The organism is Bartonella sp. AA78NXGY, assembly GCF_042197005.1.
Taxonomy (GTDB): domain Bacteria; phylum Pseudomonadota; class Alphaproteobacteria; order Rhizobiales; family Rhizobiaceae; genus Bartonella.
On the sequence record NZ_JBHIRI010000010.1, the window covers coordinates 1 to 12,292 of the forward strand.

Genomic DNA, 12,292 nt, shown 5'->3' on the forward strand with positions numbered 1-12,292 from the left:
ACTTTCCATGGTTGAACGCAATGAGAAAGGACGTCAAGCACGCCGTTACTTTATTGAATGTGAAAAGAAACTGAGAAACCAAGCTGTTGATTATGATAATGATACACGCTTTGATGATTTTAACTATCTTCGCCAATATGTTTTGACAAATTATCCTAAAATCATGGGTATCATCTTTGGTTATCTTTTGAAAATAGATGAAATCGAAAAAGAACTTGATCATTACAAATCAGTTACAAAAGAAGCTAAGCGCGTTTTAGCAAGATCTGTCGTAAAAGCTGCTTAGATTTAAAACACATCTCCCCTCCCCGTTCTCAAAATGGGGAGGTGGTTTAAAGATCAAGTTTTGAATGGGAGCCCAGACGCGCTAAAATCAATCGATCTTGACCAATCAAGCGATAAATCAACACTAGGTAAGGTCGAATATGGCAATCTCGATAATTGCTCCAATTCCCAGTCAATGCATGATCATGATATCGAGGTTCTAAGGGTTGATCATTTGCTAATGCTGCAATGATTTGGCGCAAATCAGTATCTAAAAGATGCCGATACCGTCCTTTCATTTCACGCTTGAAATCACATTTGAAGATAGTGGTACGTTCAATCGTCCGCATAGAGATCATCAAATAATTCGTCTACGGAATGAAACTTTTTTAAGTTACCTTCCTCTAGTTCTGCAAAAGCCGCTATAGTTTCTGCATTAGGTTGAAACAAGAAGGACGGAATAGCTTTATCTTGTGCAATACGCGTCATCAACACTCTCACAACATCACTTACTGATAAACCTGAAGCTTGAATAACTTGACTAGCGATATTTTGAATTTCTTCTGGTACACGCGCTTGAACCATGCGACTGGCAGCCATAATGAGCTCTCCTCTTGTAATTGTACTTCAATGTAATACAATTGAAGTTTAATTTCAACTGTAAAGCACATTTTTTAGAGTGGCGAGATCGTTTGGCTTAACAACCACTTGCTTTTTTTAAGACTTCACCCATACGTGTTCGCCAGTCTTTTCCTTGTTTTTTAAAAGAGGCAATAACATTTGGGTCAAGGCGTAGAGTAACCGCTTGTTTGGGAGATTCAACCGGTGGACGCCCACGTTTACGGCGTTCTTCTGTTACATATTTAAAAAAGGAGGCTGGTAAAACATCTTTAGCTGGCTTTAAGCGTGCAAGTTCTTCATCTGTCAATGGTGGGGAATCCACAGCGTCCCAATCTTCTTTTGTGTAGCCACATCCTGTTTCAAAGTTTTTTTTGATAATCATTGAAAACCTCTCTTTCTTTTTTATTCGCTTGACGAAAACTGATAATGGATATCGCTTCATTGCCAAGCTTTGCAAAAACAATAACTGTTGTGCCATCAGCAAAATGTCCAATAGCCTTCATGCGGTTTGAATGTGTTGCATCAATAAGAGCATGTTCCCAGTCAAAGTAAATAACATCAGCAAAATCAAGCTTATGTTTATCAATGTTTAAAGCTCTTTTTGGTTCATCCCACACTATCTTCATATATTTTATGTACACGAAAAATAAAACCTTGTCAACAATTAAAGTGTACAATAATTCGTATATACCATTCAAAATGGAGCAACTATGAATAAGAAAACGCGTAAGGGTTTATCGGTTCGTGCGTTTGCGAAGAAGATGGGTGTTTCACATAATGCGGTGGTTTCTCGGATAAAGACAGGTAAATTTGATAAGGCTCTTTTTGAAGATGGTTCTGTCAATGAAGCCGTTGCAACAGCCATCTGGAATGAGAATCCAACAAAGCGCCCTGCTCCATTTTTAGCGCCTGATGGTCAACCGCGGACAAAGATCAAACAAGCCTCTACAGATGGAGCCAATGAATACAAGATAAAACTGGAGCGAATGCAAGTTGCCCTTGAAAGCGAAAAGATTGCACTTGAACGATTGCGCGAAACCACTGTTGATCGAGAAGAAATGAAAAAGGCAGCTCGTGAGTTTGGAAGAACGCACCGTGATGCTATGTTGAATTTTCCTCATCGTTTTGGTGCAAGCATTGCTGCACAAGTTGGATGTGATGCGGCCAGCCTTATTGGTGCTATTGATTACACTATGAGAACCGCTTTGCTTGAGGCGGTTAATATTCCAGTGCCTTTTCATGATCCTCATTCTCCAGAGTTAGAGAACTTGCAAGAAACGAATAATGGATGACAATGCAGTCGAAGAATTTTTCGCCCATGCCAATAATGCAAGACAACCGGACCCACCGTATACGGTTTCGCAATGGGCGGATAAGAATAGATACCTTAGCACCGTAGCAAGTGCTGAATCTGGATTGTGGAGAACAAAGCGGACCCCCTATTTGCGCGAAATCATGGATAATCTTTCCTCTCACAAACCGATTGAAACAACTATTGTCATGAAAGGGGCGCAGGTTGGCATGTCAGAGGCAGGATTAAATTTCTGCGGTTATGCTATTCATTATAGTCCAGGACCTGCCCTTTATGTGATGCCAACGGTTGAGACAGCCAAAAAGCTTTCAAAGACGCGGCTTGATCCTATGATTATGGCAAGCCCTGCTTTAAGCGAACGCATTGCCCCAGCGCGGGCACGCGACAGCGGGAATACCATGTTTTCGAAAGAGTTTGATGGTGGTGCACTGATGCTTACAGGGGCAAACAGTGCTGCTGGTTTGCGTTCCATGCCTATTCGTTATCTGATTTTGGATGAAGTGGATGGTTATCCTCTCAGTGTCGATAACGAAGGTGATCCAGTGATGATTGCGGAAAAGCGCACATCAACCTTTGTACAACGAAAGATCTTTAAATTGTCCACACCCACCCACCGTGACACAAGCCGTATTGCCAAAGATTTTGTACTAGGAGACCAGCGATATTACAACGTGCCTTGTGATGCATGTGGTACACTCCAGCCGATTGTTTGGTCACAAATCAAATGGCCGAAAGGGGCTCCCGAAAAAGCTGTTTTTGTTTGTGCGCATTGTGGTCATGAACATGCCGAGCACCGAAAAACAGATCTCATGTGTGAAGAAAGAGGCGCATGCTGGGTCCCAACCAGTGAGTCAAGCAGACCCAATTTGCGTTCTTATCATATTTCGGCACTCTATTCTCCTTGGCTTACATGGGGGGAATGTGCAAGAGAGTTTTTAAATGCCAAAGAAGACCCTGCTCTTTTGCAAGTTTTTATTAATACAGTTCTTGGAGAGCCATGGGAGGACAGAACAGGCGAAGTTATTGATCCTGATAGCCTCTATGCAAAACGCGAAGATTATCCATTGGCACCAGAACAATCCGTCGTGTTGACAGCTGGTATTGATGTGCAAAATGACCGCTTGGAACTTGAAGTGGTGGGATGGGGGCGTAGTGAAGAAAGTTGGCATATTGATTATCAAGTGATCCTTGGTGATCCCTCTTCTTTTGAAGTATGGGACCAATTGGATGAATATCTTGCAAAACGCTGGCCACATCCAGGCTATAAAGAGGGGATTAGGATAACAGCTGCTTGTATTGATACCGGTGGTGGACATACACAGGCGGTTTATAATTACGTGCGCCCCTGTGAGGAGCGGCGTATCTGGGGGCATTAAGGGGCAAGCGAGATGGCGTGCAGTATGGCAAAGAAAATCTTTGGGGGTGTGCAATGAATACCAGTATCGATTTTTTGTGCGATTTATGAATAGCATTGTTTCAGTTTTCCAATCATCACAGCATTGGAGATGAGGATTGCACTGCCATAATTGAGATTATGGGCATGGTGGAAAAAGCTTTAGTTTTTAAACTTCAAGATGAAGTGCCTAATATTACAAAGATTTTGGCAGCTCTTACAGATTTTGGCGATTCAGAGTTTCCTACAGTTATGTTGCCTTTATTGCGAGCTTACGAACCAGATCTAGAAAACCCCATTAAAAAGGTTGCTTAAGTACCTCCCTTCCCCATCTTTAAAGGTGGGGAGAAGATCAAGAGGCTTCTTTAGGTAAGAATTCAAAATGAACAGATTTAAAATCAGTTAAGTCATAATCAGTAAGGTTGCAGTATCAACAAAGTTTTCTGCTTCTTCATCCGTCTTGAAAACGGGTATTTGTTTAATTTAGAGGTTTTCATAAGAATTAATTTTCTTTTAGTACGTATAGATTTTTAAAAGATTCAAAGCTTAGAAGAAATGTATCTGTTTAAACTAACACCATTTTCAGCGGCTTGTATTGAAAGTTTTCTATGGAGTTCTGGTGGTATTCTTAATTGAAACTTGCCACTATATTTACCATGAGACAAAAGCAGAGGAACTTCTTCTCCATTATGTTGCATGTCCTCAACAACTTCTGAAACAAGGTCCATAATACCTTTTAAAGCTTTCTCTGCTTGAGCATCTAACCATGAAAGGGATGGGAATTCTGCACACAATCCAACATATTCCTCATCTTCTTGCGACCACAAAACACGATATGTATAATGATTATTGTTCATGTTTCATCCTTTCTATCGCTTGTAAGACTTGTCTGACTTGATAAGCTTTTGCTTTGTTACCAGAATCTTTTTGAATATTCATACGGGGGTCACCAAGCCACGGGGTTTTAAAAACAAAGCGGCTTTTACCATTGTTCCGCGGTTCTCCAAAAAAAATGTACACACACACACAGCCAACAAATCTGAAAACTTGATGTTCTTTGGTGATGCTTTCATCAAGCTGATTATTTTTTCAACCTTATTGTTTATAACCAATAATAGTATCATTATTAATCCTAATCAATCATTTTTAGAAATAGCGTCAACTAACAAGAGCCTTTTGTAACTCGACACTGTTAAAAAAGCTCAATCAAGGTGAATATGAAGCTGTCCCTGCCGAGCTACAGAAATGGACCAAAGCAGGCGGTAAGCGTCTTGAAGGTCTCGCACACCGGCGTGCGGCAGAAACAGGCTTATGGGCGAAAGGGGCTTTTGTTTCCTCCAATTATCAAACAGTAGAAATGCAAGCATCAACGGGGGTTTTCAAAGCCGAAGCCCTTGCACCGATTATTGGTTCTTTTTCTGGGCTTGGAGGCTTATTAGCAGGAAATGGACCAATCCAATGGGCTTTGGCCACCATTATGATTTTAGCCGCATGTACTGGCATTTTCTTTGTTGCTAAACGCTTTCAGGAGCATCGTCTATGATCTTATGGATGAAAAGAAATCTGATGCTAACAGGTGCGGCTTTAGCCGCTTTTTTTATGATTTTAGCAAGAGCTTTTACTCTTGGGAAAAAAGCAGAGCAACAAAAGCAAACAGAAAAAGCTTTAAAAGCAGCCACAACACGGCTTGAGGTAGAAAATGAAATTAATCAAAAAAGTGATGCTGATGTGCGTGCTGCTCTCTCTGACTGGTTGCACGACAAATAAATATGCTTCTTCTTGTGTTGGCTGGTTGCCAATTTATTTAGACAAGAAAGATCTGAACGCCATCAGTTCCAATTTAGCAAGAGAGATCTTAAAGCACAATAATCTAGGTGAACGCTTGTGTGGGTGGAAACATGGTTAGAAAAAAAACACAAGACGATACAGAACTTACAGAAGCAGAAAAAAATGCTTCAAGAAATGATCATCACCTATCAAAGTGTGAAAATGATGTCTCGTTTGATGAAGTGGATAGCATTTTTTCTTTTTTGCTTATCCTTGATTTTGCACGCCTTATGGATGCGATAGACAATATCTTTGCACATTATAAAACAGTGGCTAACCAAAAACTGAAAGCTTTACCCCCTTCCCGCTTTTAAAGCGAGGAAAGAGAGATTATATCGTAATCTATCCGCTAATCGCTTAAATGTTTCTTAGACACCTGACGCGACAATAGACATAACAATTATCAAGCCTCTCCAGATATAAAAGACGCCCATTGTTCTGAGAGAACACGGCGCTATTCTAAAAAATCCGTCCGCATGTAAGCCTTTGTCACTGAGTTCCCAACTGAATACGCAAGAACAGATTCTGCAATTTCAAATGGTGTTGACGTTGTCTCTGCTATACAGTCCCGCAGAATCGATCTGAAACCATGAAGTCTATAATTAAAACCTTTGTTTTTCATGAATTTAGAAAGTGCTACATCAGATATAGGCTTTCCAAAACTCTCAACAAATAAAAAACCATTTTTTGCTTTTTCAATAACAGCAAGCGCTTCAGCTGTAAGCGGCACATGAAAATCAGAAACCTTTCCAACAATTCTCTTCATATTTTCTTTTGGGATAATCCATATTGATCCATAAATCTCTGAATATGCCTGATTGGTATAAAAAAACCGTCAAAATAAGAAGTTTTAAAGCTAGATGTGATACAAGCTCATCATTTTAAGATTGAAAAAACTTAGGCATTTCTTTCCATGGCATAGCTGGAATATTTTGGGTATTTTGAATAAACTTTTCTAATAAAGCTTTTGCTTTTAATTGCATATCCACATCTATACCAAATGCCACCGCATGTTTTATAGCTATATTCAAGCGGGATAGAGCTTTACTTGCTGTTTCGTTTTTTGTCTTCCAAATAGGAAAAATGCATCCTTTTATATCAATTTGCGTCAGTTCAATGATTGGCGTATCATCAAGTTTAGAAAAAACATGTAACTCAAGAGGTGTTAACCAGCTTGCTGCTTTTCCTTCATTTTTCAATTCGTTTTTTGGCTTCAAAAGCACTAGAGGCAATTTCTCGTAAAGAAATACCCCCTGCCCGACGCAAATTTTCTTTTTGTTTTCGGCGAATCGGGTCAATTCTTTGATCTAAACGATCACGACAAGCTAAAGCTTTGAACAGTGCTTCTTTTAAAGATACATTGCGACAAGAGCCTAATCCCATTTCTCGTCGTCTTTTATTGAGGTCAAACCTAAAAACCCATCATCCTTGATCTGGTGTAGTTTTGATAAGCCATAAACCAGCTCTGTCAGCATATTTTCCTTTAGATAGATTTTTTACAGATAAGATAGACAGTCTATCACGTTCTTCGAACCACCTTTTAAAAACCACCTTTTGAATTGCACTTGGAGCACTTTCATCTGGTACCAAGATTATATATAAAAGGCAATTTAATAAATAAAATAAAATAAAAACAATTAGTTATTAAACAGAAAAAAGATAAACTGTGCTATCAGGTGATATTGTAGAGAGTTCTAAGGGAAGAAAAAATTGTTGCACAAACGTACACGCCGTCCGCACCACTCTATGTAAATTTTCTTTATTTTCTCATTACTTAGATAGTAAAAACTCTCTTTAAGTTTACTGTTTGCAACTCTATAACGGTATTATAAAGTGATAACTGTAATAATATGAAAGACGAAGCAATCCTTCTTTGCCAACAAATGTTTCAACCACACCTCGTGAACTAAAAATTTTTTATTCTTAACAATTAAGAATCTGAGTAACTCTTCCTTACCTCCTCATTCTCACTCAAAGTCAAAGCCCCCTTTTTTTCACCATAAAATAGTGTTTACAATGCATAAAATTAAAAAATAAAGGCCCTATCAAAGAAATAGGACCTCTTAAATTTAAGCTCCTTTATCCTACAAAATTAGAATTTGTAAGCTATTCCTGCGCGAAAATCATTCGTCTTATACTTAACTTCAATCTCGTCTTTAAATTTCCTTTTACCAAAATCTGAGTAACGATATTCCGCACGCACAACAAGATGGTCTGTCATTGCAAAATCAACACCACCACCGAGAGTATAACCAATCATCGTTTTTGTTACATCCGATGTCCTATTAAATGGCTCACCTCCCGTAATTACTGTCGACAAAATATCCTGAAACTGTCCATAAGCAACACCACCAGCAATATAAGGCATCACACGCCCTGCAGAAAACCCAACACGCACCCGTGTAGCACCTGTCCATTTTTGTTTTAACGTATGATTAAACGTTAAACTGTCTTTCTCTTCTTTATCCTCTGCAGAAGAGCGAGAAAAGCCTCTGCCCTGTCTCCTGACAATTTTTGCCTTTTTTCGACTTTTTTCTTCTGTATCTAATTCCTCAGTATCACTACCCGATCCTTCAGTGCCCGATCCTTTAGTGCTGGATCCTTCAGTTCCACCAGCACTCGATTCATCTGCATGAAATCTTGTTTTTGTATCCTTTTTTTCCGTTAAAATGATATCCGTATCAATCCCCATAATAAAATTATTACCGAGATCAAAATTAACACCCGCATAAAAACCACCTATAAACCCAGAAAGATCGGGCATTTTCTGTTTCTCGACAGGTATCCATGGTTTACTTTTACTCCCCTCATCAGGATAGAGAGGAATATTAACATCAGGCACTGTTGCAGAAATCTTACTTGAAAAGCCACCAACTTGCCCCCCGAAATAAAAACCTGCCCAAGAAAAAGGTGAAGAAGCAACAACTTCTGAGGCAACATGTACTGGCTCTTCGTGAGCCACCACATCTGCAGCCTGTACTATAGAAGGTGAAATCAAAGAAAAAACAGATGCTGTTATAAATTTTGTATTCATAAAATTATACCCCATTGCTAAATTTAAATATAATCAAAAATCACATTTAGAAAAACAAAGTTTTATAAAATCTTATGCCGCAAAATCGCATGTACTCCTTTATAATTACATTTAAATCTATTACTATATTAATATATCATTACATCAAAATTTAATATTATCAAATAAATTTTAAAATGTTATAATAATGATTACTTCAAATAATAAATATTTAATAAAAATACCTATTATCTTGTCAAAAGGAGGAAATATAAAACATTTTGTATTAAAATTACCGCAAAAAAATCACAAAATAGTATATTTTATGCCTTTTTTCATGAAAAAATTCTAAAAATGATGTAATTATTTTTAGAAAATCGATGTTCATTAACAATACTATAAATACCTCAATATTCTTACATCCAAAATGCATACTGTAGATTCTACATAGTATAAAAAAACATCCATTTTATACTAAAATCATACTTTTTTTTTACCATTTTCTAAAGGATGAGATTATTAATTACACACAATATCATTATCCTTCTAAATCTTGTCCCAAAACAAAAATTCTCAATCATTTTATTTAAAAATTGCTCTTCCCCTACTGATTTCTATATTATCATCTGCCTTTATTGCAAAACGGTCTTTATTAGGAAAAGTTATAAAACATCCCTTCATACAAATTGTAATTGTTTGATGAGTATTTAAAGAAATTTTTGAAGGTATACTTCCTTCAACAACAATAAGAGATTGTATCTTTAAATCAGTATTCTTCACTGTTGCAGCAAAAGCTGTTATGGTAAAAATACTTAATAGAATAACTGTAATCAAAATATAAGTATATTTCAGCATTCTAAGATTCCTTCCTCAGAAAAACGCTTATATAGGCTAAATCGAAGAGCATTGGTTACATGAGAAGATGAGGTAATATTAGGCACATAAATAGCCAAATTAAAGGAAAAACTCTTACGATCAAATGCTGTAAAACTTACCTGTGGGATAGGATTTTTTAAAACGCCTTCTGTCGCAGAAGCAATCTCTAACAAAATTTTAGCAACATGCTCTGGAGCAACCTTAGATGATACAGTAACTGGTACATCAATTCGTCCTACTTTATTATGTCGTGTCCAATTACTAACGTTGTTATTAATAAGGCTTGAATTGGGAATAATAATCGTCTTACGCTGAATTGTCTCAAGTTCCGTTGCACGCACACTAATACGCTTAACAACACCCCCTACTGATCCAGATTCTATATAGTCCCCTATTTTAAATGGTCTTCCAACTAAAATAATAAGTCCAGAGACAAAGTTTTGGACAATATTCTGTAAACCAAAACCTATACCAAGTGAAAGTCCTCCAGCAATAAGAGCGAAATTTCTAAGATCCAAACCTGCCATTGATAATCCGGTCAAAGCAGATACAACAACGCCTCCATAACTTATCACTGTTTTGATAGAATTACGTATACCAGAATCGAACTCTCCATGAACCAACACCACATTATCTAACCAACCAATAAATCGGCGAATAAGAAACCAGCAAACACAAAAAGAAATAATTCCTGTTACAAGAGAAATCAAAGAAAGACTAATATTTCCAATCTGAAAACCGGTCACCGATTGCCACAAAACTGCTTTTAAATCAGAATAGGAAAATCCAAACTGGACAGCAATTGGCATTGCACAAAATATAACAACAAATAAATTGAGAAAAACGCTCACAAAAACTCCCAATTGATTCATCGTTTTTTCTTCTAAATGAAACCTCTGCATCAAAAGATGACCAACCGTTGTTTTCATAAATTGGTCTTTAGTTCCAAGTGCTTGAGCGCTTTGTATTCCTAAATACATGAGAACTAAAAATGCTCCATCAATCATAATTTGCTGCGTAATAAAACGTGCAAGTCCAACGTAACCTAAAAAATTCAATACAAAGAGCAGTAACCCCAAGCCAATAAGAGGAATGCGTATATAAAATGGCCAAAAGTATGGCTCTTTTTTTTCTTCTTGAACACGCCTACGTCTAAACCGCAAAGGTACAAATGATATTATAAATAGCAATATCGCTACAAGAAAAACAGCAATAAAACTTTTAGCAATTGTCAAAGATAGAGGCGCTGAAATGATTTGATAAATACTATCAAGAACAGCGTCAAATGCCAAAATACCCCCTAAAGAAGTGAGTAAAATCACTAATTGATAAGCAGACGATGGTGCAATACTGAGAAGACGCACATGGGGCCGATTCGATGATAGAAGAACAACAGCTAATCGATTGATTAAAAATAATAAAATAATTTGACAACCTATCATATCAAAAACTGTTGTAAGCTTACCTAGATCTAAGTTAAAACTACGAAACAAAAACAACACAAGGTAAACGCAAAAAATACAGATAAGTGAAGGTAAGAGAACTGAAATAAAGGCGATCAATAAGCGTTGTAAATAAGATATTTCCTCATTAGACTTCGTAAAGTGGCAATACACATGAACAAGAACTTTTTGAGAAAAATACGAAAGTCCCAAAGTAATAAAAAGTGGAATTAAAAAGCAAAGAAATAGTTGTAAAAACTTGAAGTAAAATATAAAATTCCACCAAGAATTTAACAACACAAGAAAATCTGATGAAGCCTCTTTTGTTTTTTGGGCGAGATGTTTAACCATCGGAATCGAAAACTCAAGCCTATACGTAAGCGTGCGTTTAAAAAGCTCCCGAGATTGAGAAATAGAAAGTTCAGCTATTCTATTTGCCGCTAAGAAAATTGCTTCAAAACGAAGCATGATACTGTTAATTTTAGCTTTTTGCTCTATCAAGTAGGAATATTCCTTCACTGAGCTTTTCAGTTTTTTCACGTCACGATGGAGCTCCATTAATTGATCAAGAAGTGTATTAATCTCATTAAGAGGAGGACGCAAAACAAATGCTGCCTCAATAGCACGTTCACTGATATCTTGTGCACGTAACCGTAATTCTTCTAAAGCACGCTCATCTTCTGGCTTTCTGTCAAAATCTCTTTTTAAAGTTTCAGTATTTTCTTCAAGAGTCTCAATAATCAACTGTTGTTGCTGAATAATTTCATCAACTGAATAAGAAGCTATCGTTTGTTCGACAATTGTATTTTGTGCCCCCCTATTACCCCATGCACCAGAATTAAATACAAAGATAATCCCCAAAAGAAGGAAAAGTATGTGGATGTTTTTTCTACAAAATGAATACATATCTACCTTATGAGCACAAAAGGGATTTTATTTTTCTCTTTTAAATATGGTATAAAGTAGATATTTTCAACTTTTATAGAATAATCTTATAAAAGCTTTCCCTTATCCTATAATACTGGTAATAAGATAAAAGAATGATAAATAAGCTGAACTCAATAAGTTTAAAGAAGGCACTCTAGCATGTTTTTTTTGCACCTTTATTGCAAAAAAGAAGATTTTCTTCCTTTGACAACCTGGATTTTTCTATCCAGTTTAGGTGTATTCTTGACGAGCAACCTAGAAACACGTGCTTATTTAATCAAACAATCACACATCAATAATGTCATTAAAACGAATAGACTTGATTTACATCATAAGTGTGACCATGTGAATGTTACCACAACTGAAAACAAAAAACTTGTAACACTCCATACAGAATCTATTTTTATCAGGACCTTTCAAAAAATCCTAACATTGGATTTCTTTTTAATAAAGCTTCCAGCTGTTGACACACGATTTCGTAACGTTAAAACACAATATTTCTCAAATAAACGCGCTCCTCCCAATGAACATACTTAATTCTCTTCCTTGAATATAAAAACGATCATCTTATTTTACTTGTGCTTTTAACTTTGAATAACTGTTAGATTGCCTATTTA

15 protein-coding genes and 4 pseudogenes are annotated in these 12,292 nt (G+C 36.8%); 8 read left to right on the plus strand and 11 right to left on the minus strand.

Annotated elements, in window-relative coordinates; translation table 11 throughout:
• A pseudogene (locus ACFINL_RS06595) lies at nt 1-286 on the plus strand (phage antirepressor Ant); the annotation flags it as partial.
• A gap of 46 nt (nt 287-332) precedes the next feature.
• Here ACFINL_RS06595 and ACFINL_RS06600 read toward each other — a convergent pair.
• The 4 genes from ACFINL_RS06600 to ACFINL_RS06615 form a co-directional block, all read right to left on the minus strand.
• A complete protein-coding gene (locus tag ACFINL_RS06600; RefSeq protein WP_375612165.1) occupies nt 333-614 on the minus strand; it encodes a type II toxin-antitoxin system YafQ family toxin in 282 nt (93 codons plus the stop codon).
• The gene (locus ACFINL_RS06605; protein WP_375612164.1) at nt 601-864 is read right to left on the minus strand and encodes a type II toxin-antitoxin system RelB/DinJ family antitoxin; all 264 of its coding nucleotides are present in this window, start codon (nt 862-864) and stop codon (nt 601-603) included. The genes ACFINL_RS06600 and ACFINL_RS06605 overlap by 14 nt, the downstream gene beginning before the upstream one ends.
• Before the next feature lie 97 nt (nt 865-961).
• Complete coding sequence (locus ACFINL_RS06610; protein ID WP_375612163.1) at nt 962-1,267, minus strand: BrnA antitoxin family protein; 306 nt, start codon at nt 1,265-1,267, stop codon at nt 962-964.
• Nucleotides 1,245-1,511: a BrnT family toxin gene (locus tag ACFINL_RS06615; RefSeq protein WP_375612170.1), complete on the minus strand. Its 267-nt coding sequence runs from the start codon at nt 1,509-1,511 to the stop codon at nt 1,245-1,247. The genes ACFINL_RS06610 and ACFINL_RS06615 overlap by 23 nt, the downstream gene beginning before the upstream one ends.
• An 84-nt stretch (nt 1,512-1,595) precedes the next feature.
• On the opposite strand from ACFINL_RS06615, the gene ACFINL_RS06620 reads away from it, so the two are divergent.
• The 3 genes and pseudogenes from ACFINL_RS06620 to ACFINL_RS06630 all read left to right on the plus strand — a co-directional run bounded on the left by ACFINL_RS06620 (nt 1,596) and on the right by ACFINL_RS06630 (nt 3,905).
• Nucleotides 1,596-2,177, plus strand: coding sequence for a hypothetical protein (locus ACFINL_RS06620; protein ID WP_375612162.1), 582 nt, complete (start codon nt 1,596-1,598; stop codon nt 2,175-2,177).
• Nucleotides 2,170-3,610, plus strand: a pseudogene (locus ACFINL_RS06625) (phage terminase large subunit family protein); the annotation flags it as partial. The gene ACFINL_RS06620 and the pseudogene ACFINL_RS06625, both read left to right, overlap by 8 nt.
• Nucleotides 3,611-3,662: 52 nt before the next feature.
• The gene (locus tag ACFINL_RS06630; protein ID WP_375612169.1) at nt 3,663-3,905 is read left to right on the plus strand and encodes a hypothetical protein; all 243 of its coding nucleotides are present in this window, start codon (nt 3,663-3,665) and stop codon (nt 3,903-3,905) included.
• 224 nt (nt 3,906-4,129) lie between these two features.
• On the opposite strand, the gene ACFINL_RS06635 is transcribed toward ACFINL_RS06630, so the two are convergent.
• On the minus strand, nt 4,130-4,447 hold the full coding sequence (locus tag ACFINL_RS06635; protein WP_375612161.1) for a type II toxin-antitoxin system HicB family antitoxin: 318 nt from the start codon (nt 4,445-4,447) through the stop codon (nt 4,130-4,132).
• 308 nt (nt 4,448-4,755) lie between these two features.
• Here ACFINL_RS06635 and ACFINL_RS06640 point away from each other — a divergent pair.
• From ACFINL_RS06640 to ACFINL_RS06650, 3 genes and pseudogenes are all read left to right on the plus strand, one after another.
• A pseudogene (locus tag ACFINL_RS06640) lies at nt 4,756-5,133 on the plus strand (glycoside hydrolase family protein); the annotation flags it as partial.
• Nucleotides 5,130-5,357, plus strand: a complete 228-nt coding sequence (locus ACFINL_RS06645) for a hypothetical protein (protein ID WP_375651170.1) — start codon at nt 5,130-5,132, stop codon at nt 5,355-5,357. The pseudogene ACFINL_RS06640 and the gene ACFINL_RS06645, both read left to right, overlap by 4 nt.
• 131 nt (nt 5,358-5,488) lie before the next feature.
• A pseudogene (locus ACFINL_RS06650) lies at nt 5,489-5,705 on the plus strand (hypothetical protein).
• A gap of 166 nt (nt 5,706-5,871) precedes the next feature.
• On the opposite strand, the gene ACFINL_RS06655 reads toward ACFINL_RS06650, so the two are convergent.
• The 6 genes from ACFINL_RS06655 to ACFINL_RS06680 all read right to left on the minus strand — a co-directional run bounded on the left by ACFINL_RS06655 (nt 5,872) and on the right by ACFINL_RS06680 (nt 11,654).
• Nucleotides 5,872-6,183: a hypothetical protein gene (locus ACFINL_RS06655; protein WP_375612158.1), complete on the minus strand. Its 312-nt coding sequence runs from the start codon at nt 6,181-6,183 to the stop codon at nt 5,872-5,874.
• A gap of 115 nt (nt 6,184-6,298) precedes the next feature.
• Nucleotides 6,299-6,616 (minus strand): phage integrase central domain-containing protein, encoded by a 318-nt coding sequence (locus ACFINL_RS06660; RefSeq protein WP_375651172.1) that lies wholly within the window; start codon nt 6,614-6,616, stop codon nt 6,299-6,301.
• Complete coding sequence (locus ACFINL_RS06665) at nt 6,606-6,800, minus strand: hypothetical protein (protein WP_375651174.1); 195 nt, start codon at nt 6,798-6,800, stop codon at nt 6,606-6,608. The genes ACFINL_RS06660 and ACFINL_RS06665 overlap by 11 nt, the downstream gene beginning before the upstream one ends.
• Nucleotides 6,801-7,509: 709 nt before the next feature.
• The gene (locus tag ACFINL_RS06670) at nt 7,510-8,451 is read right to left on the minus strand and encodes an outer membrane protein (protein WP_375651175.1); all 942 of its coding nucleotides are present in this window, start codon (nt 8,449-8,451) and stop codon (nt 7,510-7,512) included.
• A gap of 561 nt (nt 8,452-9,012) precedes the next feature.
• Nucleotides 9,013-9,285 (minus strand): hypothetical protein, encoded by a 273-nt coding sequence (locus ACFINL_RS06675; protein ID WP_375612155.1) that lies wholly within the window; start codon nt 9,283-9,285, stop codon nt 9,013-9,015.
• Nucleotides 9,279-11,654 carry a mechanosensitive ion channel domain-containing protein gene (locus tag ACFINL_RS06680; RefSeq protein WP_375651177.1) on the minus strand — a complete coding sequence of 792 codons (2,376 nt, stop codon included), beginning with the start codon at nt 11,652-11,654 and terminating at the stop codon, nt 9,279-9,281. Before ACFINL_RS06680 ends, ACFINL_RS06675 begins: the two co-directional genes overlap by 7 nt.
• A gap of 180 nt (nt 11,655-11,834) precedes the next feature.
• Here ACFINL_RS06680 and ACFINL_RS06685 point away from each other — a divergent pair, with 180 nt between their 5' ends.
• A complete protein-coding gene (locus ACFINL_RS06685; RefSeq protein WP_375651179.1) occupies nt 11,835-12,212 on the plus strand; it encodes a hypothetical protein in 378 nt (125 codons plus the stop codon).
• Nucleotides 12,213-12,292: the final 80 nt, after the last annotated feature.

What these genes read in the sequence shown, in the direction of transcription:
- ACFINL_RS06600 (WP_375612165.1), bottom strand. Translation starts at nt 614, where the DNA reads ATGCGGACGATTGAACGTACCACTATCTTCAAATGTGATTTCAAGCGT.
- ACFINL_RS06605 (WP_375612164.1), bottom strand. Translation starts at nt 864, where the DNA reads ATGGCTGCCAGTCGCATGGTTCAAGCGCGTGTACCAGAAGAAATTCAA.
- ACFINL_RS06610 (WP_375612163.1), bottom strand. Translation starts at nt 1,267, where the DNA reads ATGATTATCAAAAAAAACTTTGAAACAGGATGTGGCTACACAAAAGAA.
- ACFINL_RS06615 (WP_375612170.1), bottom strand. Translation starts at nt 1,511, where the DNA reads ATGAAGATAGTGTGGGATGAACCAAAAAGAGCTTTAAACATTGATAAA.
- ACFINL_RS06620 (WP_375612162.1), top strand. Translation starts at nt 1,596, where the DNA reads ATGAATAAGAAAACGCGTAAGGGTTTATCGGTTCGTGCGTTTGCGAAG.
- ACFINL_RS06635 (WP_375612161.1), bottom strand. Translation starts at nt 4,447, where the DNA reads ATGAACAATAATCATTATACATATCGTGTTTTGTGGTCGCAAGAAGAT.
- ACFINL_RS06645 (WP_375651170.1), top strand. Translation starts at nt 5,130, where the DNA reads ATGATCTTATGGATGAAAAGAAATCTGATGCTAACAGGTGCGGCTTTA.
- ACFINL_RS06655 (WP_375612158.1), bottom strand. Translation starts at nt 6,183, where the DNA reads ATGAAGAGAATTGTTGGAAAGGTTTCTGATTTTCATGTGCCGCTTACA.
- ACFINL_RS06665 (WP_375651174.1), bottom strand. Translation starts at nt 6,800, where the DNA reads ATGGGATTAGGCTCTTGTCGCAATGTATCTTTAAAAGAAGCACTGTTC.
- ACFINL_RS06670 (WP_375651175.1), bottom strand. Translation starts at nt 8,451, where the DNA reads ATGAATACAAAATTTATAACAGCATCTGTTTTTTCTTTGATTTCACCT.
- ACFINL_RS06675 (WP_375612155.1), bottom strand. Translation starts at nt 9,285, where the DNA reads ATGCTGAAATATACTTATATTTTGATTACAGTTATTCTATTAAGTATT.
- ACFINL_RS06680 (WP_375651177.1), bottom strand. Translation starts at nt 11,654, where the DNA reads ATGTATTCATTTTGTAGAAAAAACATCCACATACTTTTCCTTCTTTTG.
- ACFINL_RS06685 (WP_375651179.1), top strand. Translation starts at nt 11,835, where the DNA reads ATGTTTTTTTTGCACCTTTATTGCAAAAAAGAAGATTTTCTTCCTTTG.